21 protein-coding genes are annotated in these 21498 nt (G+C 73.9%); 11 read left to right on the top strand and 10 right to left on the bottom strand.

What is annotated here, in order from left to right; genetic code table 11:
• Positions 1–88: 88 nt before the first annotated feature.
• Positions 89–985: an alpha/beta hydrolase gene (locus tag O7625_RS25760; RefSeq protein ID WP_282342278.1), complete on the top strand. Its 897-nt coding sequence runs from the start codon at positions 89–91 to the stop codon at positions 983–985.
• A gap of 87 nt (positions 986–1072) precedes the next feature.
• Here O7625_RS25760 and O7625_RS25765 read toward each other — a convergent pair whose 3' ends face one another.
• The 3 genes from O7625_RS25765 to O7625_RS25775 all read right to left on the bottom strand — a co-directional run bounded on the left by O7625_RS25765 (position 1073) and on the right by O7625_RS25775 (position 5528).
• Positions 1073–2860: a DUF1996 domain-containing protein gene (locus tag O7625_RS25765; protein ID WP_282342280.1), complete on the bottom strand. Its 1788-nt coding sequence runs from the start codon at positions 2858–2860 to the stop codon at positions 1073–1075.
• A gap of 143 nt (positions 2861–3003) precedes the next feature.
• A complete protein-coding gene (locus tag O7625_RS25770; protein WP_282342282.1) occupies positions 3004–4446 on the bottom strand; it encodes a hypothetical protein in 1443 nt (480 codons plus the stop codon).
• A 32-nt stretch (positions 4447–4478) separates the two neighbouring features.
• Positions 4479–5528 carry an NAD-dependent epimerase/dehydratase family protein gene (locus O7625_RS25775; RefSeq protein WP_282342284.1) on the bottom strand — a complete coding sequence of 350 codons (1050 nt, stop codon included), beginning with the start codon at positions 5526–5528 and terminating at the stop codon, positions 4479–4481.
• A gap of 152 nt (positions 5529–5680) precedes the next feature.
• Between O7625_RS25775 and O7625_RS25780 the strand changes: the two genes are divergently transcribed.
• The 7 genes from O7625_RS25780 to O7625_RS25810 all read left to right on the top strand — a co-directional run bounded on the left by O7625_RS25780 (position 5681) and on the right by O7625_RS25810 (position 11175).
• The gene (locus tag O7625_RS25780) at positions 5681–6340 is read left to right on the top strand and encodes a glycosyltransferase family 2 protein (protein ID WP_282342285.1); all 660 of its coding nucleotides are present in this window, start codon (positions 5681–5683) and stop codon (positions 6338–6340) included.
• Positions 6337–7119: a TIGR04282 family arsenosugar biosynthesis glycosyltransferase gene (locus O7625_RS25785; protein ID WP_282342286.1), complete on the top strand. Its 783-nt coding sequence runs from the start codon at positions 6337–6339 to the stop codon at positions 7117–7119. The genes O7625_RS25780 and O7625_RS25785 overlap by 4 nt, the downstream gene beginning before the upstream one ends.
• A gap of 86 nt (positions 7120–7205) precedes the next feature.
• The gene (locus O7625_RS25790) at positions 7206–7757 is read left to right on the top strand and encodes a class I SAM-dependent methyltransferase (protein ID WP_282347091.1); all 552 of its coding nucleotides are present in this window, start codon (positions 7206–7208) and stop codon (positions 7755–7757) included.
• A complete protein-coding gene (locus O7625_RS25795; protein WP_282342287.1) occupies positions 7754–8968 on the top strand; it encodes a molybdopterin-dependent oxidoreductase in 1215 nt (404 codons plus the stop codon). The genes O7625_RS25790 and O7625_RS25795 overlap by 4 nt, the downstream gene beginning before the upstream one ends.
• Positions 8965–9429 (top strand): hypothetical protein, encoded by a 465-nt coding sequence (locus tag O7625_RS25800; protein WP_282342291.1) that lies wholly within the window; start codon positions 8965–8967, stop codon positions 9427–9429. Before O7625_RS25795 ends, O7625_RS25800 begins: the two co-directional genes overlap by 4 nt.
• Before the next feature lie 10 nt (positions 9430–9439).
• Entirely contained in the window at positions 9440–10150 is a 711-nt protein-coding gene (locus O7625_RS25805) for a response regulator transcription factor (protein WP_282342293.1), read from the top strand.
• Positions 10147–11175, top strand: coding sequence for a HAMP domain-containing sensor histidine kinase (locus O7625_RS25810; protein WP_282342295.1), 1029 nt, complete (start codon positions 10147–10149; stop codon positions 11173–11175). Before O7625_RS25805 ends, O7625_RS25810 begins: the two co-directional genes overlap by 4 nt.
• 208 nt (positions 11176–11383) lie before the next feature.
• Here O7625_RS25810 and O7625_RS25815 read toward each other — a convergent pair whose 3' ends face one another.
• Together O7625_RS25815 and O7625_RS25820 are read right to left on the bottom strand one after the other, a co-directional pair.
• A complete protein-coding gene (locus O7625_RS25815) occupies positions 11384–12928 on the bottom strand; it encodes an RICIN domain-containing protein (protein ID WP_282342296.1) in 1545 nt (514 codons plus the stop codon).
• 271 nt (positions 12929–13199) lie between these two features.
• Positions 13200–13574 (bottom strand): UBP-type zinc finger domain-containing protein, encoded by a 375-nt coding sequence (locus O7625_RS25820; protein WP_282342297.1) that lies wholly within the window; start codon positions 13572–13574, stop codon positions 13200–13202.
• A gap of 140 nt (positions 13575–13714) precedes the next feature.
• Here O7625_RS25820 and O7625_RS25825 point away from each other — a divergent pair, with 140 nt between their 5' ends.
• Positions 13715–14440 carry an alpha/beta hydrolase gene (locus O7625_RS25825; RefSeq protein ID WP_282342298.1) on the top strand — a complete coding sequence of 242 codons (726 nt, stop codon included), beginning with the start codon at positions 13715–13717 and terminating at the stop codon, positions 14438–14440.
• Positions 14441–14462: 22 nt separating this feature from the next.
• On the opposite strand, the gene O7625_RS25830 is transcribed toward O7625_RS25825, so the two are convergent.
• Entirely contained in the window at positions 14463–16094 is a 1632-nt protein-coding gene (locus O7625_RS25830) for an ABC-F family ATP-binding cassette domain-containing protein (protein ID WP_282342300.1), read from the bottom strand.
• Positions 16095–16402: 308 nt separating this feature from the next.
• Positions 16403–16822: a hypothetical protein gene (locus O7625_RS25835; protein WP_157517430.1), complete on the bottom strand. Its 420-nt coding sequence runs from the start codon at positions 16820–16822 to the stop codon at positions 16403–16405.
• Between the two features lie 465 nt (positions 16823–17287).
• Between O7625_RS25835 and O7625_RS25840 the strand changes: the two genes are divergently transcribed.
• Entirely contained in the window at positions 17288–17866 is a 579-nt protein-coding gene (locus O7625_RS25840; protein ID WP_282342301.1) for a hypothetical protein, read from the top strand.
• A 236-nt stretch (positions 17867–18102) separates the two neighbouring features.
• Positions 18103–18783: a lytic polysaccharide monooxygenase gene (locus tag O7625_RS25845; protein WP_067301573.1), complete on the top strand. Its 681-nt coding sequence runs from the start codon at positions 18103–18105 to the stop codon at positions 18781–18783.
• Between the two features lie 109 nt (positions 18784–18892).
• On the opposite strand, the gene O7625_RS25850 is transcribed toward O7625_RS25845, so the two are convergent.
• From O7625_RS25850 to O7625_RS25860, 3 genes are all read right to left on the bottom strand, one after another.
• Positions 18893–19294 (bottom strand): hypothetical protein, encoded by a 402-nt coding sequence (locus O7625_RS25850; RefSeq protein WP_282342303.1) that lies wholly within the window; start codon positions 19292–19294, stop codon positions 18893–18895.
• A gap of 145 nt (positions 19295–19439) precedes the next feature.
• On the bottom strand, positions 19440–20774 hold the full coding sequence (locus O7625_RS25855; RefSeq protein WP_282342305.1) for a hypothetical protein: 1335 nt from the start codon (positions 20772–20774) through the stop codon (positions 19440–19442).
• The gene (locus O7625_RS25860) at positions 20771–21289 is read right to left on the bottom strand and encodes a hypothetical protein (RefSeq protein WP_282342307.1); all 519 of its coding nucleotides are present in this window, start codon (positions 21287–21289) and stop codon (positions 20771–20773) included. The genes O7625_RS25855 and O7625_RS25860 overlap by 4 nt, the downstream gene beginning before the upstream one ends.
• Between the last annotated feature and the right edge of the window lie 209 nt (positions 21290–21498).

The raw sequence follows: 21498 nt of genomic DNA on the forward strand, positions 1-21498 counted from the left end.
CGTGTCCCGCCTCAACGTAGCGCGCTCATCGGTTGCTCATCGGCGGACGGCAGGCTGGACACCGTAACCGAACAGAAAGGTACGAACGATGACCAGCACCACCATTCCCGGCTTCGACTACCGGCACGTCACCGTCGACGACGACGTACGGCTCCAGGTGGCGGTGGGCGGATCCGGCCGGCCGGTCGTGCTGTTGCACGGCTTCCCGCAGACCCACCTGATGTGGCGTCACGTCGCCACCGACCTGGCCGCCGACCACACCGTGATCTGCCCCGACCTGCGCGGCTACGGCGGCAGCGACAAGCCGGCCGAGCGCGACGGCGACACGTACGCCAAGCGGACCATGGCCGCCGACGTCGTCACCCTCGCCCGCGAGCTGGGCCACCGGCAGTTCGCCCTGGCCGGGCACGACCGTGGCGCGCTGGTCGCCATCCGCGCCGGCCTCGACCATCCGGAGACGATCACCCACCTCGCCTCCCTCGACGTGCTGCCCACCCTGGACACCTGGGACATCCTGCACGGCGTCGACGCGGTGGTCGCCTTCCACCTCTACCTGATGGCCCTGCCGCCCGGCCTGCCCGAGCAGCTGATCGGTGCCAGCCCCGACGCCTTCTTCGGCTACTTCCTCGACGTCTGGGCACGGGATCCGCAGGCCATCCCCCCGCACGTACGCGCGGAGTACCTCCGGGCGTCGCGGGAGGCGGTGCCGTCCATCGTCGCCGACTACCGCGCCTCGGCCGGTGTCGATCTCACCCACGACCGGGCCGACCGGGCCGCCGGGAACCGGTTGACCATGCCGGTCACCGTGGTCCAGCAGGACTGGGGAGCCGCCCTCGGCTTCGACGCCGCCGCCCGGTGGCGGGCCTGGACCGCCGACCTGGAGCACCACACCACGTCCGCCGGTCACTTCATGGCCGAGGAGGCCCCCACCGAGGTCGTCGGGGTGCTGCGCCGCCTGCTCGCCCGCTCCCGCACCGGCCGGTGACCCCGGGGCGGCAACGCGCCGGATGCCCGGGGCGGGGTCTGACCAGACTCCCACCCCGGGCCGCCGGGGCAGTGCGCGCCCGGATCGTCAGGAGCAGTTCCTGCCCTTGTTGATGCAGGTGACGATGCGTTGCATGGTCTGGGCGGAGTTCACGTTGACGAAGTCGTTGTGGTCGGAGAACGGGTTGTGGTTCTCCTCGGGGAACGAGTCGAGGGCGTACTGGCCCCTGACCTGCACGTCGCGGGCGATGTCGTAGGCCACCGTGATCCGCAGCTGTGGGATCGCCCGGAAGCCCTGCGGGCAGGCGCCGGTGGCCCGGTCGGCGAACGCGACGTGGTTGCGGTGGTTGTCGCTGTCGATGTTCCTGCCGTCCCAGCAGCCGGGGAAGTCGTGCACCCGCTGCACCTGGCTGCCGGCGGGACAGATCGGGTACCTGTCGGAGAGCCGGTCGGCGAAGCCCGAGCAGCTCCAGGTGGCGCGGGCGTTGGCCGGGCCGCGGCTGGTCGGCTTGGCGTCGCCGGTGAGCGCCCGGAGGAACTTCGGCATCGGCACCACCGTGCTGACGGGATTGCCGCGGTACTCGATCAGCACCTGCGCCGGGCGGACGATGCCGCCGGTGTTGCCGGGCAGTTCGAAATCCGGCCCCTGCGGATCGGGCAGCGCGGTGGCGGTGGGCGCGGCAGTCGTCGGCGCGGTGCTCGTCGGCGCGGTGCCGGGCGTCGCCGGGTTGCCCGGGGCCTGGTCCAGGGTGCAGGCGGCGAACGCGTCGAGACCCTGCGGGCGGGCGGCCTGCCGGCCGATCGCGATGGCGATCCGGTCGAGCACGGCGGTCCGCTTGGCGCGCAACGGGCCGAGGATGGCGTTGTCGACGAAGGCCGGACCGCCCTGGCCCCGGCTGGTGACGAGACGCTCGTTGGCCTCGGAGATCTGCCGGTCCAGTTCGTCGAGGTTACGGTTCACCTCGGCGAGCGCCCCGGCGGGCACGCCGGGGAGCTTGTCCCGCACGGTGGGGCACTGGATCCGCGGATTCGCGGCCTGGGCGGCCCTGACGCTCGCCCGGTGGGTGGCGCCGGGCATCCGGGCGTGCATGTCGTCGTAGCTGATGTCGCACTCGACCAGCGAGACCAGACCCGGCTGGTTGCCGCCGGCAGCGGTGACCGTACGGCTGATCTCCTTGATCATGGCCGCGCGGCGGGTCCGCAGCGAGTCGATGACCTGCCGGTTGAACGCGGCGTCGATGCGCCCCCGGCTACCGGTCATCCGCTGGTTCGCGGCGGCCTGCTGACGGTCCAGCTCGGCCAGCAGCCGGTCGACGGTGGCCCGGGCTCCGGTGGGGACGGCGCGCAGCCGCCTGCCGACCGAGGGGCAGACGACCATCGGCTGGGTCTGGGCGAGGGCCTGCTGGACCTGGTCGCCGCTACGCACGGCCTTGTCGATGCGGACGACCGGCCAGAAGTAGGACGACTTGTCACCGTTGCGGCAGGTGGTGCCGGAGGCGTCCAGGTCGGCGTCGGAGGAGTTCGCGGTGATGGCCAGGTTGCCGACGAAGTCGTGGACGTGTTCGGCGCCGTTGCGGATGCCGGGCTGGGCCACCGGGTTGTCCGGGCTGAACTTGCCGTTGCCGTTCGTGCCGCAGTCGACGGTGAACCGGCCGGTCGACCCACCGGCGGCCGGCTTCGGGTTCTGCACGTTCGGCGCCACGTCCTCGATCTTCACGAACTGGTCCAGGCTGGTGGCGGCGTCCGCGGTGCCCTTGCCGCCGCTGGAGACGAAGGTGACGGTCAGCGCCCCGCTGGCCGCCAGCACGACCGCCGCCATGGCGAGCCGGGCCGGCCGCGACCGCACCAGCGGCGTCCCGTTCTTTCTGCGGTTCATCGGAATCTCCTCACAGCCGGGAAGCGGCTCCGGTGGTGTGTTGTCGCTCCCGGATACGGGCCGGCGGGCGGTGGAAGGTCACCGTTCGCCGGGTACGTCATGTTTCGGTAAGAAATCCCGCCGCAAAGGGTGGGCTGTCCCGGCTACCAGCCCGTCAGGAGCAGATGGTTGACGGTGAGGGCCACCGCCGCCTGCACGGCCAGCCAGCCACGCCGGTCGGCGGGCGGGATCAGGGCCGCGCCGGCCATCAGCCAGACCGTGAAGGGTAGCCAGATGCGTTCGACCTCGGCCTTGCTGTAGCCGGACAGGTCCGCCGCGAGGATCACCGCCGTGGCGGCGAGGACCAGCAGCCAACCGGCCGGGTCCACACCCGACGACCGGCGCAGGCCCGAGAGACGCGGGTCCGGCCGGCGAAGACCCGACGGGCGCAGATCCGACCAGCGCAGACCCGACAGATGCCACGCGACGGCCTGCCGGGCGGCCGGCACCGCCCGCCGGACGATCACCGCCGCCACCGGCCCGGCGGCGACGGTGACCAGCGCGAGGTTCGCCCACACCCAGTAGCCGTACGCCCGGTCGCTGGCGACGCCCTGGTAGTAGCGCTCGATGACGAGGTGGTAGCCGGTGGGCCACCAGAAGCCGGCGGCGGTGAACGCGACCACGACCGGCACCGCCCCGAGCAGTACCCCGCCCACCGTGCGCCAGCGCCAGCCGGCGAGCACGACCACCACCAGCGCGATCGGGGCCATCAGGACCAGCCCGTAGGACAGGTAGCAGCCGAGGGCCAACAGGGTGCCGCCGGCCACCGCGCCCACCGCACGCCCCCGCACCGCCCCGTGCGCCACCAGGGCGACTCCGGTGGCGGTCACCCCGGCGAACAGCCCGTCGGCCGAGACGCCCCACCAGACCGCCCCGGGGAACAGCACCACGAACGGCACCACGGCCCGGGCCGCCTCGTCGGTGCCGAGCAGCCGTACCGTGTGCGGCACGGCGACGGCGACGAGCCCCGCCGCCAGCACGCACAGCATGCCGGCCCACCCGCCGCCGCCGAGCCCGGCCCGGTCGAGCAGGACGAAGACAAGCAGCGCCCCCGGCGGGTGGCCGGACACGTGGGTGGTCCAGGAATCCGGTTGCTGGTCGAGGATCCGGCCGGTGAAGCCGGCCAGCATCGCCGGGATGTCGGTGACGCCGGGCACCTCGTGCAGGTACTCGAACTCGGTGGTCAGCCGGCCGGCGACGCCCCGCTGCCAGCCGTCGACCAGGGCGAGCGACAGCGTCCAGGCCACCGCGGCGGCATAGGAGAGCGCGAGCAGCGGTCGCCACGGCAGCCGGGCTGCCAACGCCGGACCGCGCCACCAGACCAGCACGGCCAGCAGCACGGCCAGCGGGGTGCCGGGGCCGACGTGCGGCAGCCACTGCGCGAACAGCGGCGCCGCGCTGGCGTGCACCGGGCGGCCCGTCAGGTACAGCACGCCGCCGGCGACGGCGGCCACCGCGAACAGGCCGACCGCGGCGGCGGCGGCGATCAGGTCGGCGCGCGGCGGGCGGTGCCGCGCACCGCCGCTCACCCGCGCAGCGCCGTTCACCCGCGCACCGCCGTTCACCCGCGGAGGGCCGCTCACCCGCGCAGCGGTGCGTACGCGAACTCCGCGATCCCGTCGGTGAGGCCCACGGCGGCCCGGAAGCCGAGTTCGGCCTCGGCACGGGCGGGCGAGGCGACCACGTGCCGCACGTCGGCGAGCCGGAACTCACCGGTGATTACCGGCGGGCGGCCACCGGCCGCCCGCGCCAACTCCGTGGCCAGCTCGCCGATGGTGGCCGGGCGGCCGGAGGCGATGTTGTACGCCCGCCAGCCGGTGCGCGTCCCGGTCGCCTCCAGCGCCGCCAGGTTGGCCGCCGCCACGTCCCGGACGTGCACGAAGTCGCGGCGCTGGCCGCCGTCCTCGAACACCCGGGGCGGCCGGCCGCCCTCGATCGAGGAGCGGAAGATCGCCGCCACCCCGCTGTACGGCGTGTCCCGGGGCATGCCCGGCCCGTAGACGTTGTGGTACCGCAGCGCCACCACGGAGCCCCCGGTCTGCCGGGCCCAGACCGCGGTGAGGTGCTCCTGGGCCAGTTTGGTGGCGGCGTAGCCGCTGCGCGGATCCGGTGGAGCGTCCTCGTCGACCAGTCCGGCGACGACGGCGGCACCGCAGCGCGGGCAGGTCGGCTCGAAGCGGGCGGCGGCCAGATCGGCGACGGTGCGCGCGGCGGGACGGACCGGCCCGTGCACGGGGCAGGCGTAGGCCCCCTCGCCGTAGACCACCATGGAACTGGCCAGCACCAGCCGGTGCACCCCGGCGCGGGCCATCGCGGCGAGCAGGACGGCCGTGCCGAGGTCGTTGCAGCCGGCGTACTCCGGCAGGTCGTCCAGGTCGACGCCGAGTCCCACCATGGCCGCCTGGTGGACCACCACGTCCACCCCGGCCAGCGCCCCGTCCACGGCGGACCGGTCGCGCAGGTCGGCCCGGACGAGCGGAGCGCCCGCCACGGTGTCCGGCAGCGGTTGCCGGTGGGCGCCGGGATGACCGGAGTCCAGCACTGTCACCCGGTGGCCCGCATCCTGCAGGGCGGTCACGACATGGGTTCCGATGAAACCGGCGCCGCCGGTGACGAGTACGTGGGTCACGCGCCGACGGTAGAGCCGGGAGGCGGCCGACCGCCCCCGGTGACGCCGCCCGTCAGCGGTTCGTAAGAACTCCGCACCCGGCCGCCGGTGCCGGGAACACCGTCACCGGCCGGTAAGGATTTCCGGGCGGATCCTGTCCTAGCGTCCGCAGCATGACCGATGTGGTTCTTCCCTGCCGCAACGAGGCCCCGGCCCTGCCCGACCTGCTGGCCCGGATGCCGGCCGGCTACCGGCCGATCGTGGTGGACAACGGCTCCACCGACGACTCGGCGGCGGTGGCCCGTGCCTGCGGCGCCGAGGTGATCAGCGTGGCCGAACCCGGGTACGGCGCGGCCGTGCACGCCGGCGTCCTGGCGGCCGACCCCGACGACGGGGTGGTGTGCGTCATGGACGCCGACGGGTCCTTCGACCCGGCGCAGCTGCCCCGGCTGGTCGGCCCGGTCGCCGTCGGCGAGGCGGAGCTGGGCACCGGGCGACGTCGCCCGACCGCCCCCGGGGTGTGGCCGCTGCACGCCCGCGCCGCCAACGCCTTCCTGGCCCACCGGCTGCGCCGCACGACCGGCCTCGACGTCCACGACATCGGGCCGATCCGGGCCGTCCGCCGGGACGACCTGCTGGCGCTGGGGTTGCGGGACCGCCGCTTCGGCTATCCGCTGGAGCTGCTGATCGCGGCCGATCGGGCCGGCTGGCGGGTGGTCGAGGTCGAGGTCGACTACCACCCCCGGGCGGCCGGCACCCGGTCCAAGGTCACCGGAACCCTGCTCGGCACCGCCCGCGCGGTCCGGGACATGGGCGCGGTGCTGGCCCGGTGAACGGCCCCCAGGTGCTGGTGCTGGCCAAGAAGCCGGAGCCGGGCCGGGTCAAGACCCGGCTCTGCCCGCCCTGCACCCCCGAACAGGCGGCCCGGGTCGCCGCGGCCGCCCTCGCCGACACCCTCGCCACCGTCACTACGGCCACGGCCGGCGCGCGGGTCCTGGTCGTCGACGGCGATTATCCGGCCCCGCCGGGCTGGACCGCGCTCGCCCAGCGGGGCGGTCCGCTGGGCGACCGGCTCGCCGCCGCGTTCGCCGACACCCGCGCGGCCGGCACCGCCGCCCTGCTGATCGGCATGGACACCCCGCAGCTCACCGTCGGTCAGCTGGACTCGGCGGTACGGCTGCTCGGCGCGTCGGACGGTCCGGACGCGGTGTTCGGGCCGGCCGACGACGGCGGGTGGTGGACGCTGGGCCTGCGCGACCCCGGCCACGCCGAGGTGCTACGCACGATCCCGACCTCGGTGGCGGACACCGGACGGCTCACCCTGGCCGCGTTGCGCCGCCGCGGCCTGCGGGTCCACCTGCTGCCCCGCCTGCGCGACGTGGACACCGCGGCCGACGCCCACGCGGTGGCCGCCGAGTGCCCGGCCAGCAGCCGGTTCGCCGCCGCCGTCGCGGCCCACGTACCGACCGCCGCGGCAGCGGCCCACGTGCCGACCGCAACCGCAGCCGCCCACGTACCGACCGCCACCATGGCGGCTGCCCCCGTCGCAGCCATCGTGCCGACCGTCGCCGTGGCGGCCGGTGTGCCGTCACCGACGGCGGTCGCCCGGTGAGCGCCGTCGCGGTCTTCGACGCGGTCTTCGACCGGGCCGCCTCGGGCGTCCCCGCCGCCTTCACGGCCCGGCACCCGAGCGGCGGGGTGCTCCGGTTCGATCCGGCCGTGTGGTGCCGGGACGCCACCGCCGGGGACGCCACGCTGCTCGCCCGCTGCACCGGCCCCACCCTCGACGTCGGCTGCGGTCCCGGCCGGCTCACCGGCGCGCTGCTCGACGCCGGCCTACCGGCCCTCGGTATCGACGTCAGCGCCATCGCGGTCCGGCTGGCCCGGGGGCGGGGCGCGGTGGCGCTGCGACGGGACGTGTTCGGCCCGGTGCCGGGGGCCGGGCGCTGGCGGCACCTGCTGCTGGCCGACGGGAACATCGGCATCGGCGGTGACCCGCACCGGCTGCTGCGCCGCTGTCGCCGGCTGCTGGCGACCGACGGTCACCTGCACGCCGAGCTGGCGCCACCGGGCACCCCCGCCTGGTCCGGCACGGCCACGGTGCAGACCCCGGGCGGCGCCGGCAGCCTCCTGCCCTGGGCCTGCGTCCCCCTGGACGACCTCCCCGCGCTGGCCGGGGCCACCGCGCTGCGGGTGCGCGAGACCTGGACGGAGGCGGGGCGGTGGTTCGCCACCCTCACCCCGGGGTGACCGGCCGGTCGGCCGGGTGGCGGCGGCTCACCGGCTGGTGGCGGGCATCGTTGCCGGCGCCGCCGGAGGCCCTGCGGCGCGGGCCGCTGCGCCCCGACGGGTTTCCCTCCCGGGTGCGGTCGAGCCGGCTGACCAGCCAACTCGGCGTCGCGCTCGGTGTCACGTTCGCCGTCTGCTTCCTCACCGGGCTGCTCAGTCACCTGGCCCTGGACCCGCCGGCCTGGCTCGGGTGGCCGGCCCGCCCGGTGGGGCTGTACCGGTTCACCCAGGGTCTGCACGTGGCGACCGGGCTGGCCACGGTGCCGCTGCTCGGGGCCAAGCTGTGGTCGGTCTACCCGCACCTGTTCGGCTGGCCGCCGATCCGTTCGGTCGCCCACGCGGTCGAACGCGCCAGCGTCGCCGTGCTGGTCGCCGCGGCGCTGTTCCAGGTGGTCGGCGGGGTGCTGAACATCTCCCGCTGGTACGCGCCGATGCCGTACTTCTTCACCGCCGGGCACTACTGGGTGGCGTGGCTGGCGGTCGGCGCGCTGCTGGCGCACGTGGGCGTGCAACTGCCTGTCGTCCGCGCCGCGCTCACCCGTCCCACCGACGAGCTGCCGGCCGACCGGCTCAGCCGGCGCGGCCTGCTCGGCGGGGTCGCCGCCGCGGCCGGGCTGGTCACCCTGACCACGGTCGGACAGACCGTCCGGCCGCTGTCCGGGCTGGCGGTGCTCGCCCCCCGCCGGCCGGACGTCGGGCCGCAGGGGCTGCCGGTCAACCGGACCGCGCAGCGCGCCGGGGTGGCCGCCCTGGCGCTGGACCCGGCGTACCGGCTGGTGGTCACCGGTCCGGCCGGGCAGGTCGCGCTGGACCTCGCCGCCCTGCACGGGTTGGAGCAGCACACCGCGCGGCTGCCGATCGCCTGTGTGGAGGGGTGGAGCGCCACCGGGCGGTGGAGCGGCGTACGCCTGCGGGACCTGGTCGCCCTCGTGGGCGGCGACCCGGAGAGGGCGACCGTCGTCGTCGATTCGCTGGAGGCGGCCGGCCGGTACCGCACGTCGACCCTCGGGCCGGCGCACGTGCGTGACCCGCTGACCCTGGTCGCCCTGCGGTTGGGCGGTGAACCCCTGCACCTCGACCACGGCTACCCCGCCCGCCTGGTCGCCCCGAACCGGCCCGGGGTGCGGCAGACCAAGTGGCTCGGCCGGATCACCATCCGGGAGACGCCGTGAGGATCCGGGTGGCGCTGGTCGCGGTCGGCACGCTGACCATGGGGTACGCCGTGCTGGGCGCGCTGGCCGATCCCGACCTGTCGCCGGCCGGGGTGCTGCTCTTCCTGGCCGGCGTCCTGGTCGGGCACGACCTCGTCTGGATGGTCGGGCTGCTGGCCGCCGGTGCGGTACTCACCCGGGTCGTCCCGCGTCGTCACCGTCCGCTGGCCCGGGTGGCCGCGATCAGCGCCGGCACGGTCACCGTCGTCGCGTTGCCACTCGTGCTCGGTTTCGGCCGGTCCCCGGACAACCCCTCGGCACTGCCGCTGACGTACGGTCGGAACCTCGCCGTGGTGCTGCTGCTCGTCGTGGCCGCGACGGCGCTGACGGGGCTGTGGCGGGACCGGCGACGCCGGCGGCGGACGGGCGGTAAGAAATCCGCAACACCTGGCGGGGACGGCCCGCGACCGGACGGTCGGTAGCGTGGCCGGGATGGGACATCGGGTGTTGGTGGTCGACGACGACCCCACGGTCAGCGACGTCGTTCGGCGCTACCTGGAACAGGACGGCTGCGAGGTCCGGCTGGCCGCCGACGGGGCCGCCGGGCTCGCGGCCATCGCCGCCCGGCGGCCCGACCTCGTGGTGCTCGACCTGATGATGCCCGGGATCAACGGCCTCGACGTGTGCCGCCGGATCCGCCGGCAGCTACCCGACCTGCCGGTGATCATGCTGACCGCCCTCGGCGAGGAGGCCGACCGGGTGCTGGGGCTGGAGGTCGGCGCGGACGACTACATGACCAAGCCGTTCTCGCCCCGGGAACTCGTGCTCCGGATCCGTTCGGTGCTGCGGCGTACCGCCGGACCCGCCACCGGTCCGGCGGGCCTCGGCCGGCTCGTCGACGCGGAGCTGGCCGTCGACGTCGCCCGCCGCGTCGCCGAGCTGGACGGGGTGCCGCTGGCGCTGACCGTCCGGGAGTTCGACCTGCTGGTCTTCCTGATGCGCCACCCCGGGCGGGCATGGTCCCGCGCCGACCTGCTGGACAAGGTCTGGGGCTGGCAGTTCGGCGACCAGTCGACGGTGACCGTCCACGTCCGTCGGCTGCGCGAGAAGATCGAGAAGGAGCCGGCCGAACCGCGTCGGATCTGCACCGTGTGGGGTGTCGGCTACCGCTACGATCCGCTCGACGAGGGGGGCGGCCGGTGAGGGACATGCTGCTCATCGGGCTCTACGCCCTCGTCGCCGGCGGCGTCGTCGGGCTGGCCGGGGCCGGGATTCTCCGGCTGCTGCGGGGCCGCTCGATCCTGCTGCACGTGCTGGTGCTGCTCACCGTCACCGTGCTCGCCGTGGTGGTCGGCGTCGCCACCGTCGCCCGGGCGATGTTCCTGTCCCCGCACGACCTGTGGGTCGTCCTGGTCACCGTGAGCGCCTCCGCGGTGATCAGCCTCGCCGTCGGCGCCGTCTTCGGCAGTCGGCTGGCCGCCTCCGCGGTCTGGGCCCAGGCGGCCCGGGAGCGGGAACGGCGGCTGGAGGCCGGGCGACGCGAACTCGTCGCCTGGGTGTCGCACGACCTGCGCACCCCACTGGCCGGATTACGGGCGATGGCCGAGGCCCTCGAGGACCGGATCATCGACGACCCGGCCACCGTCGCCGAGTACCACCGCCGGATCCGGGTGGAGAGCGACCGGATGGCGCAACTCGTCGACGACCTGTTCGAGCTGTCCCGGATCCACGCGGGCGCGCTGCGGCTCGTCCCCACCACCGTGCCGCTGCGCGACATCGTGTCCGACGCGATCGCCGGTGTCGCGCCGCTCGCCGCCGGCCGCCGGATCCGCCTGGTCGCCGCGGACAGCGGCTGGCCCTCCGTCCGCGCCGGGGAACGCGAACTCGCCCGGGTGGTCAGCAACCTGCTGGTCAACTCCGTCCGGTACACCCCGGAGGACGGCACCGTGCACATCGCCGCCGGCCACGAGCGCGACAGCGTGTGGCTGGCCGTCTCCGACACCTGCGGTGGCATCCCCGAGCAGGATCTGGACCGGGTCTTCGACGTCGCCTTCCGGGGCGAGCGGGCCCGCACACCGGGCGCGGTCGGCTCCGGTGGCGGCGGCGGGCTCGGCCTGGCGATCGTGCGGGGGCTCGTCGAGGCCCACGGCGGCCGGGTCGACGTGCGCAACACCGTTCGGGGCTGCCAGTTCGAGGTACGGCTGCCCGCCGCGACGGGCCGGGCGTAAGGCGGGCGGGCGCCGTCCTGACGTCCGACGTCCCCGTGGCCGCGCGGCCCGCCCGCGTACCGCGCCGGTCGTCGCGGCGCGGCCGGTCGGCACCGCGACCGGCCGACACCATCGTGACGGGCCGGCACCGTCGTCCACCGCGACCGGTCGGCCCCGTCGCCACCGGCCGGGGTCCGCCCCCGGCCGGTGGATCCGTGGTCCCGGATGGTCAGACGGCCGTACGCGACCACTGCTGGTTGGTGCCGGTGTTGCAGGTGTACTGCTTGAGGATCACGCCGTCGGCGGTCGACAGGGCCGGCACGTCCACGCACTTGTTGCTGTGCCGGGCCCGGAGCTGGAAGTAGCTGCCGTTGGTGACCAGCTGGAACTGCTGGTTGGTGCCGCTGCCGCAGGTGTACTGGATGAGTTCGGCCCCGTCGGCGGTGGAGGCGCTGGTCACGTCGAGGCACTTTCCGCTGTGCCGGCTGACGATGCGCCAGTAGCCGCTGCCGGCGTCGGTGAACTGCCACTGCTGCCAGGCGTTGCCGGCGTAGGTGTACTGCCCGACCCGCGCGCCGTTGTCGGTGTTCGGCTGCTGGACGTCCATCGCCTTGCCGCTGTGCCGCGCGGTGATCCGGTAGTACGTCCCCGTCGACGGCGGGGGCGTCGTCGGTTCGTTGCCGATGGTGTCGCCCCAGCCGTAGCGGATCCGGTCGGACCCGGAGGGGTTGCGGACGGTCAGGTTGAGGTCGGTGCCGCTGCCGCTGAGCGCGTACATCGAGTACCAGTCGTAGCCGATGGTGCCGGGCTTGCCGCCGAGGGCGGGCCAGTAGGTGCCACCCATCTGGTTGTTCCGCATCACCTGGGCCATGGCCCGGATGTAGCGCACGAAGTTGTCGGTGCTGTTCGGGTCGGCGTAGTTGCGGCCGTCGTTCATGGGTGCGCCGTACTCGGTGGCGACCGCGCGGGAGGCGCAGTTGCCCAGGCGGGCCTGGATGTGGCCGAGGAAGGCGTCGTAGGTCATCTCGCCGTAGAAGAAGGCGTAGTAGTGGAAGGAGAGCAGGGTCGCGTTGAACCGGCTGTCGTTGCAGATGTCCCGCAGATCCTGGCTGAATCCGGTGCCGCCGATCAGCACCCGGCCGGGCGGCGCCGAGGGGTGGGAGCTGAGCCAGTTCGCCGCGACGTTGCGCCAGTCCGCCGAGCTGTAGCCGTGCGGCTCGTTCATCGGCTCGAAGTAGACGTTGGGGTTCGAGCCGTAGTTGTTGATCACCGTGGACCACATCGCGTTCCAGGCGGCGAGGTTGGTGATCCGGCCGCCGGAGGCGGCGCCGTCCTCCCAGTAGGCCAGGATGACCTTGAACCCACGGTCGGTGGCGGCGTCGATGGCACCCCGGTAGGCCTCCCACCACGCCGTCCCCACGGTGTGGGTGTTGACGGGCAGCCGGACGGTGTTGACCCCCATGGTGGCGGTCATGTCGTCGTAGAGGGCGTTGGCCTTGGCCCGTATCGTCGCGTTGCTGTCGGAGGCGCTCAGGCCCTGCACCACGAGCGGGCCCTTGCTGAAGTTGTCCCCCAGCACGGCCCAGTTCATGCCCCGGAACTGGCTGGTGGCGGCGGTGGCCGGCGGGGACGCGACGACGATGCCGCCGGTCAGCACGGTGAGCGCAGCCGCCAGGGTGATCAGCAGCCGGCGTGCCGACCGGGTACGTGACGGCGTTGACCGGGAGGCCCCGGAGGTCGGGGTCGCTGCTGGTCGGCGTGGGACCACGGTCATGCTGCCCTCCCGGGACTGTCGTCGATGTTATCGCTAACATGAATGAGGCGCGCGCAGGCCAGAGCCCACAGCCTCAGCCCGGTCGACGTGCCGCACGAGCAGCCGTGGCCTGCATCCACCGCGGTGGGAAACATGTGTTCTGGTTGTTACGCGCGCATTGCAGACAAGTGTTAGCGATCGCATCTGGGGTGTCAAGGCATCGACGATGCTCAGCATGTTGGTCGCCGCCGACCCCGGCGAGGCCCGTGTCGCCGGGGTCGGCGGCGGACGCTCAGTGCAGCCGCAGCCGCCAGTCCGCCGGAACCCGTCCCCGGGGACCGGGGGCGGGCTGGTCGAGCGGGCGCGAGGACGGGGCGGCCAGCTCCGGCCCGTCGGTGTGGAACCGCTCCTCGCCGTAGTCCCAGAACCACGACTCACCGGGCTCGAAACTGCGTACCATCGGATGCCCGGTCGCGGCAGCGTGCGCCGTCGCGTGCTGGCCCGGCGAGGAGTCGCAGCAGCCGACATGGCCGCAGGCCGCGCAGCGCCGCAGGTGGAACCACCACCCGGCGGAGGCGTCGCACTCGACACAGCCCGGTCCACTCGGCGGCACGGTCGGGTCGATCGCCGCCCCGGTGACGGCTGGCTCCTCGGGGTGGTCACTCACAGTGGGCTCCTCTCGGTCGCGGCGGCTCCGCGCCGCCGGCTACCCCGGTCGGGTGAGCCGGTCGGTCGACGGACGGGGTGGTGCGCCGATGACCCGACAATAGGGTCGACACCCGCACCAGCGCCCGGAGGCGATCCGCGATGTCCATCACCACCGCACAGCCCGGCAGGCCGACGGTCGTCCTCGTCCACGGGGCCTTCGCCGAGTCGGCGAGCTGGGACGGCGTGACCGCCGGGCTGCTCGACGCCGGATATCCCGCCGTGGCCCTGGCCAACCCGCTGCGCGGGGTCCGGCACGACGCCGACCAGCTGCGCGCCGTGCTCACCGGGATCGAGGGTCCGGTCGTCCTCGTCGGGCACTCGTACGGCGGGATGGTGATCTCCAACGTGCCCCCGGCGGGCACCGGCGTGACCGCACTGGTCTACGTCGGGGCCTTCGCCCCCGAGCCCGGGGAGAGCGCCGCCGACCTGGCCGGACGTTTCCCCGGCAGCTCGCTGGGCGAGACGCTGGCCACCGTCGCCCTCCCCGACGGGGGCACCGACCTCTACATCCGGCAGGACCGCTACCACCACCAGTTCGCCGCCGACTCGACCGCGCAGCGGGCCGCCGTGATGGCGGTGACCCAGCGGCCGATCACCGAGGCCGCCCTGAACGAACCCTCCGGCGAGCCCGCCTGGCGGTCGCTGCCGTCCTGGTTCCTGTTCGGCAGCGAGGACCTCAACATCCCGGTCGCGGCCCACCGGTTCATGGCCGAGCGGGCGGGCTCCCGGCGCACGGTGGAGCTGCCCGGTGGTTCGCACACCGTGGCCATCCCGGAGGCCGCCCAGCTCGTCGCCCTCATCCGGGAGGCCGCCGACGCCACCTGACGCGCCTCGCCCCGCTGGGGGGTCAGCTCGGCCCGTCGGACCCGGTGAGCCGACCGTCGGCCAGCCGGAGCCAGCGGCGCACGGTGATCCCGGCCAGGAACCGTTCGTCGTGGCTGACGACGACGAACGCCCCCCGGTACGCCAGGAGCGCGCTCTCCAGCTGCGCGACGCTGGTCAGGTCCAGGTTGTTGGTGGGCTCGTCGAGCAGCAGCAACTGCGGCGCGGGCTCCGCGAACAGCACGCAGGCCAGCGTGGCGCGCAGCAGCTCGCCACCGGAGAGCACGCCGACCGGCAACCGGGCGCGGTCGCCCCGGAACAGGAACCGGGCCAGCAGGTTCATCCGGTCCGCCGCGGTCCGCGCCGGTGCGGAGGCGGCGAAGTTCTCGACGACCGTGCGGTCCGGGTCGAGCAGGTCGAGGCGCTGCGACAGGTACGCCACCCGCCCCGGTGCCCGGGTGACCGTGCCGGCGACGGGATCCTGGTCACCGGCGATCAACCGCAGCAGGGTGGACTTCCCCGCGCCGTTGGGACCGGTCAGGGCGATCCGCTCGGGGCCACGGATGTGCAGGTCCACACCGTCGCCGTCGAAGACCGACCGGCCGCCGTACCCCGCCTGGAGGCCCTCGCCACGGAACACGGTCCGGCCGGCGGGCACCGCCGGGTCGGGCAGGTCGACCACCAGGTGGTCGTCGCGCCGGGCGGCGTCGCTCGCCTGGTCCAGCCGGGCCTGGGCGTCGCGCGCCCGCGCGGTGTGCACGTCGTTGGCCCTGGCCGCCGACACCTGCGCGTCCCGCTGGAGTTTGCCGGCGACGATCCGGGCCAGCCCCGCGTCGGCCAGGTTCCGTGAGGCGGTGGCGGCCCGGCGGGCCGCCCGTTCGCGGGCCTGCTGGAGTTCACGCCGCTGCCGCCGTACGTCCTGCTCGGCCTGGCGTACCTGCCGGTCGGCGACCTCCCGCTCGGCCCGTACCGCCTGCTCGTACTCGGTGAAGCTGCCGCCGTACCAGCGGATCTCACCGTGGTCCAGGACGGCGATGCGGTCCATCTCGTCCAGCAGCGCCCGGTCGTGGCTGACCACGAGCAGGCACCCCGTCCAGGAGCGCAGCACCGCGGTCAGCCGTGCCCGCGCCGCCCGGTCGAGGTTGTTGGTCGGCTCGTCCAGCAGCAGCACGTCGGGCCGTTTGAGCAGCTCGGCGGCGAGGCCGAGGGAGACCACCTGCCCGCCGCTGAGGGTGCCGAGCCGCCGGTCCAACCCGACGTCGGCCAGCCCGAGACGGTCGAGTTCGACCCGGGTCCGTTCCTCGACGTCCCAGTCGTCGCCGACGGTGGTGAAGTGCTCCTCGGCGACGTCCCCGGCCTCGATGGCGTGCAGCGCGGCGACGACACGGTCGACCCCGAGCACCCCGGCGACCGTCTGGTCCCGGGCGAAGGGCAGGTGCTGGGGCAGGTAGCCCAGCACCCCCTCGACGGTGACGCTGCCCCCGGTCGGGCGCAGCTCACCGGCGATCAGCCGCAGCAGGGTCGACTTGCCGGCGCCGTTGGCCGCGACCAGGCCGGTACGGCCGCCGGGCAGGGAGAACGACAGGTCGGTGAAGACCGGGGTGTCGTCCGGCCAGGAGAAGGACAGGGCGGAGCTGACGACATGACTGTCGGACATGAGGACCTCGGAGGACAGGCGAACCGGGCGGACCTCCGCCACCCGGCGACGGGCACGCGACGACCTGGGCGGTGCACCGGCGCGACCTGTGCCGCACGGTCACCGCTGTCGGTGCTCACCCGGAGATGTCGTCGTCACCTGCCACGATCCGCTCCCCTCCGCGACGGCCTCCACCCTAGCCCACCACCCCGACGCCGACGACCGGTTATCCGGCGTGCCCAGGGACACCGGCCCTCGCTGCCGGGAGGTCTCCCAGCGCTCCGCGGGGGCCGACGGACACGCCCGCCGACCCCCGCGCACGCCGACCGCTACCCGTGGGCGGGCCGAATGCCCGTGTGGAAGTTGTAGACCGCCCCGTTACGGGTGAGCGTGAGGTTCCACTTCCCGCCGTTCTTGAGCACCACCGGGTTGGCGGTCGGATACCGCTGGAGGAACCAGTCCTCCAGCCGCTGCCCGTCCGCGGCGGTGAGCAGCCCGAGCTCCCCCACCTCGGCCGCCCGGTGCGGCTCCGGGTTGCACCCGGCGTTGAACCGGTAACTGGTGTCCCGGTTCCACCGGCCGCAGCCGAGCATGGTGACCGTGACCGGGCCGGACTCCTTGAAGGCCAGCTGCGGGACCGGAGGATCGGCGACGACCACGTCGGGTGGCGTCTCCAGGGAGGGGAAGGGCACCGCCACCGTCTCGATGACGCCCTGCGACGCCCAGTTGAAGTCGACCTCGAACGACATGACCATCCCCTGTCCGCAGCGCCACGCCCGCCGGCCTGTCGCGGCGGCGCGTCGACGTGACCCATCATCGACCGGAACCGACCACGGGCAGCGCACACTGTCCGTGCCTGGACACTGGCGGTCAGCTGACAGCGCGGGCCGAACCCATACCGACGCCTGTCAATGTTGCCAAGCGTATCCAGACGTGTTGGAATGGCTCATATCGCCGCGGCACGGGGGCAACCGTGCCGACCACGGCCAGCACGGGAGCATCGCAGCGCCGGCAGCGCGCCGCCTCGGTCGGCGCTCGCACGCCACGTCGCCGGGCCATCGCCATGAGACGGGCACCATGGCGGGCGGGACCGCCTTCCGCCATGCCGCGCCCCGGCACGTGTCTCCGCCGGCCGACGCGCTCCACCCCTGCCGGCGGGGCGTCCGATCCAGTCGGCCAGCGCACCAGAACCGGCGACGAGGTGAGAAGCGATCATGATTTCCCCAGAGAGTTCCGCGGGGTGGTACCGGCACCGCCTGGTGTGGGTGGCGGTGATCCTGCTGGCGGTGTCGGCCGGCACGGTCTTCCTGGCCAGGCGGGCCGGCCCGGAGACGGAGCCGGCGGACCTGCAGGCGCAGATCGTCGCCCGGATGCGTACCACGCTCGAACAGGCGGACCCGGGTGAGCACCAGCACGCCGGGCACGGCGCCCAGCAGGGCGGCACCGAGGAGAAGGCGCCGGTGATCTGCGGGGTCCGGGTCTACGGCTACGAGCCCGAGGCGGCCACCGCGCTCGCCGACGTGCGGAAGGTCTACGGCTTCCACCTGTGCGGCATCGCCGAGCAGAAGCGCCCCTGGGACGTGGCGGTGAAGCTGGCCGGGCCGGTGATCATGGACATGTCCACCGATCCCCCGGGCATCCAGGTGGTCGAGGCGACGGAGGGGGTCCGGTTCGTCGACCGGCTGCGGGAGATGTTCCCGGCCAGGTACGCCACGGTGGCGCAGCAGGAGGCGCTGACCGCCCCGGAGATGGCCGACCAGCGCCGCCGGTACGACGCCGCGGCCGGGTTCTGACCCCACCGGCCGGGCCGGGTGGTACTTCCCCGCCCGGCCGCCGGTCCGCACCACGACGGCGCGGTGACCGCCGTCCTGCGTACGTGCCGTCCCACCAGCGATCCGGCGATCTCGGACAGGTCGCTCCACATCCGACTAAACATTGATCAACGTTGATATTTGCTGCAATAGATGTAACAGTGGGTCCGGAAGCGTTCGCAGCCCGATGTTTCGTACCGAGGAATGGAGGATGAACAGTGCGTTCACACAGCTCCGACCAATCCGGTGGACGGCCCCGGTCCACCGTCCGCCGGTCCCTCCAGGCGCTCGTCCTGATGTTCGCCATGGTTGTCGGCACGCTGCCCGCCATCGGGGCGGCCCAGGCCCACGGCACCGTCATCAACCCGGCGACCCGCGCCTACCAGTGCTGGAAGACCTGGGGCAGCCAGCACACCAACCCCGCCATGCAGCAGCAGGACCCGATGTGCTGGCAGGCCTTCCAGGCCAACCCTGACACCATGTGGAACTGGATGAGCCAGCTGCGTGACGGCCTGGCCGGCCAGTACCAGCCCAGCACCCCGGACGGGCAGCTGTGCAGCAACGCCCTGTCCAGGAACAACTCGCTGAACCAGCCCGGGGCGTGGAAGGCGACCACCGTCAGCCGTAACCTGACGGTCCAGATGTACGACCAGGCCAGCCACGGCGCCGACTTCTTCCGGGTCTACGTCACCAAGCAGGGGTTCAACTCCGCCACCCAGCGGCTCGGGTGGGGCAACCTCGACCTGATCACGACGACCGGGCGTTACGCACCGGCACAGAACATCTCGTTCAACGTCTCGATCCCGTCGTCGCGGAGCGGCAACCACATCCTGTTCTTCATCTGGAAGGCGTCCCACGCGGACCAGACCTACATGTGGTGCAGCGACATCAAGATCTGACCGGCACCCGGCACCACCACTGCGGCCCAGGACGGCGACGTCCTGGGCCGCAGCCGTTCCCCTGACGGGGGCCTGGTGCCGACGCCACCCGACGACGGCGAGGCGCTCCTCAGCGGTCAGCCGGATCCGCCGTCAGCAGCCGCCCGATGGCCGCCTTCCGCCGGTTCACCACGCCGGCGAAGTTGACCAGGAAGCCGAGGTAGACGACGGTTTCCGAGGCCCACATCGCCACCTCGGAGCCGCCGCCCCGACGCGGCTCGACGGTGATCGACATCGTGATGCCACCACGAACTCCCCGCCGGCGCATGTTGATCGTTCCCGGTCCGGCGGCCGTCGTCCAGAGCACGGCCCGGGGACCGCCGAACGCGCCACGGACGATCTGCGCCGCCTCCGCGGGGGGACGCGCGGACGCGACGGTCGTCGTCGCTACCGCCCGCTGTGTCTCGATGAACTGCCAGACGATGACGCCGACCACGCCGGCGACGAATGCGAAGCAGAAGAAGCCCTCCATGCCGGCCCCTGACGGACCGCTGCGCCAGGCCACGGCCGGCGACGAACCCCGCCGACCTGGCGGCGGGCGTCGCGCGGGCCGCCGGTGGCACCAGCATCCACCACGGGTACGGGTCGGCAGCCGACGCGGCGCGACCCGGTGGCGCTCAGGAGGGGAAACCCGGCGGACGGGGCCACTGCTCCGCCTCGGGGTCGGGCCGGTAGCCCGGCGTCGGCCCGACGGGCGGCAGGGCCTCGGCGGGCTTCGGCCCCGGGCCGGAGACCGCCGGCACGGCCGCCCTGGGCCGCCAGACCTGATCCCCGCCGACCAGAGCACGGAAGTCGAACTGACACGTCGGGCAGGTGCGCAGCGCGGTCTCGGCCCGGCGGTCACCGCACCGCTGGCAGTACGTCACCACCGTCTCGTCGGCGTCCATCCCCTGACAGCGGGGACAGGCGAACGTCGGACCCCTGTCCTGGAGCTGCACCAGCCGACCGGCGAGCACGTAGGGCGTGACCAGTCCGCTGATGCCGCTGGCCAGGTCCCGGGTACGCCGGGTGCGCTCCTGCCGGCGTTCCAGCTCCGGATTGGTGACCTTCTCCAACCGGCAGGTGGTGCAGGTGCGCAGGGTCCGCACCGGCAGCAGGCCGCGCAGCCGGGCCTGCTGGTGCAGGAAGGTCACCACCGGCACGTCCGCCGGTTCGACGGTGATCCGGTCGGTTCCACCCGCCGCGAGGCGTTCCTCGACCCGGAACACCAGCGACTGCACCTGCCCGACCAGCTTCGGCGGCATCCCGCCCGGCCGGCTGACGATCAGCGTGCCGACCATCAACATGCCGTCGGCCAGTTCGGCGGGGACCTCGGCGACCGCGTCGGCCGTCTCGAAGGCGAAGACCGCGCCGCCGCCGGCACGGGTGACCACCGCCCGCCGGGGGGCCTGTCCGTCGCCGTCGAGCAGCCGTCCCGCATGCCGGGAGAGCACCGCCTGCGCCCGGTTGGCCAGCCCGGCGGCGTGCTGCATCACCGCCACGTCACCGGGGCCCGTCTGCCGCCACCACGGGGCGAACGAGGTCGCCGCCGCCGGGTCGAGCCGGGCGAGGACGGCGTCGAACGTGCTCAGCACGGACTCGAAAAGGCTGACGTACACCGAGGTCACGCCCCAGTTCCGGCCCAGCCTGCCCGGCCAGCGGTCGACCAGCAGCACGCCCACCCGTACCCCTGGGCCGTCGGCCTCCAGGGTGATCCGCAGCAGGACCGGCACCTGCGTGGGCGAGAGCGTGACGCCACCGAGGCGGGAGCCGCGTACCGCCTCCAGGAGGCTGAGCTGCTCGGTACTCAGCGTGAAGGCGAGTTCGCGCAGGCCGCGCAGCAGCTGCTGGCGGGCCAGGCTCGGCGGGGCGCCGAGTCGTCGCTCCGCGCCGGCCGCCAGCCGGCCGGGCTCCAGCCCGGCCGGGACGGCCGGCGGCAGGGCACCGGGTCCACCGGCGTCGGCCCAGCTCATTCCGCCACGTCGTAGGAGGCGCCGGTGTCGAAGCTGGACGCGGTGGCGTCGTAACCCCCGGCGTCGTAGGAGGTGCCGGCGTCGTAGGAGGTCGCGTCGTAGGAGGTGCCGGTCGGCGCGGTGTCGGTGCCGCTGGTGGCCCAGTCGACCTCCGCGGCGGCGGTCTCCAGATGGTCGACGGCGGCGTCGGCGTAGTCGGTGGAGGCGGTGTAGTTGTCCCCGGCGATGTCGGCATGGTCGGCCGCCCGTGCCATGGCGCTCTCGGCGATCTCGACGTTGCCGGCCGCGGCGTTCTCCACCGCGTAGTCGGCCCAGTCCTGGGCGGAGTCGGCCCAGTCGTCGCCGCTGTCCGCGTGCCAGTTCGACCAGTCCTGGTCGCCGACGGCCCCGCTGATCTCGGCCTCCACGACCGACGCCGCCGGTTCCGGCAGCGCCGCCACCGCCCCGGCCGGGGTGGTGTCCCCGATCGGCGTGTCGGCGGCCAGAAAATCGCCCCAGTCCGAGTCGGCACCCATGCTCTGATTCCCCAGATTCTGCTGAACGTCGCGGTCAGCGGCCGTCGTCCGGAGGCTCCGGACGGATGCCGAGCACTGTGCCACGACCGCGCCGGGGACCGCGCGGCCGTGGGACCGGAGGCCGGAGCGATCCGCCGAGGTCACGGCCAGTTCCGGTAGCGAATGGGGGCTGGTGTCGACATGCCGACAGATTCCCGCCGACGTCGCCC

The sequence above is a fragment of the Micromonospora sp. WMMD714 genome, assembly GCF_029581315.1.
Lineage (GTDB): Bacteria > Actinomycetota > Actinomycetes > Mycobacteriales > Micromonosporaceae > Micromonospora > Micromonospora rifamycinica.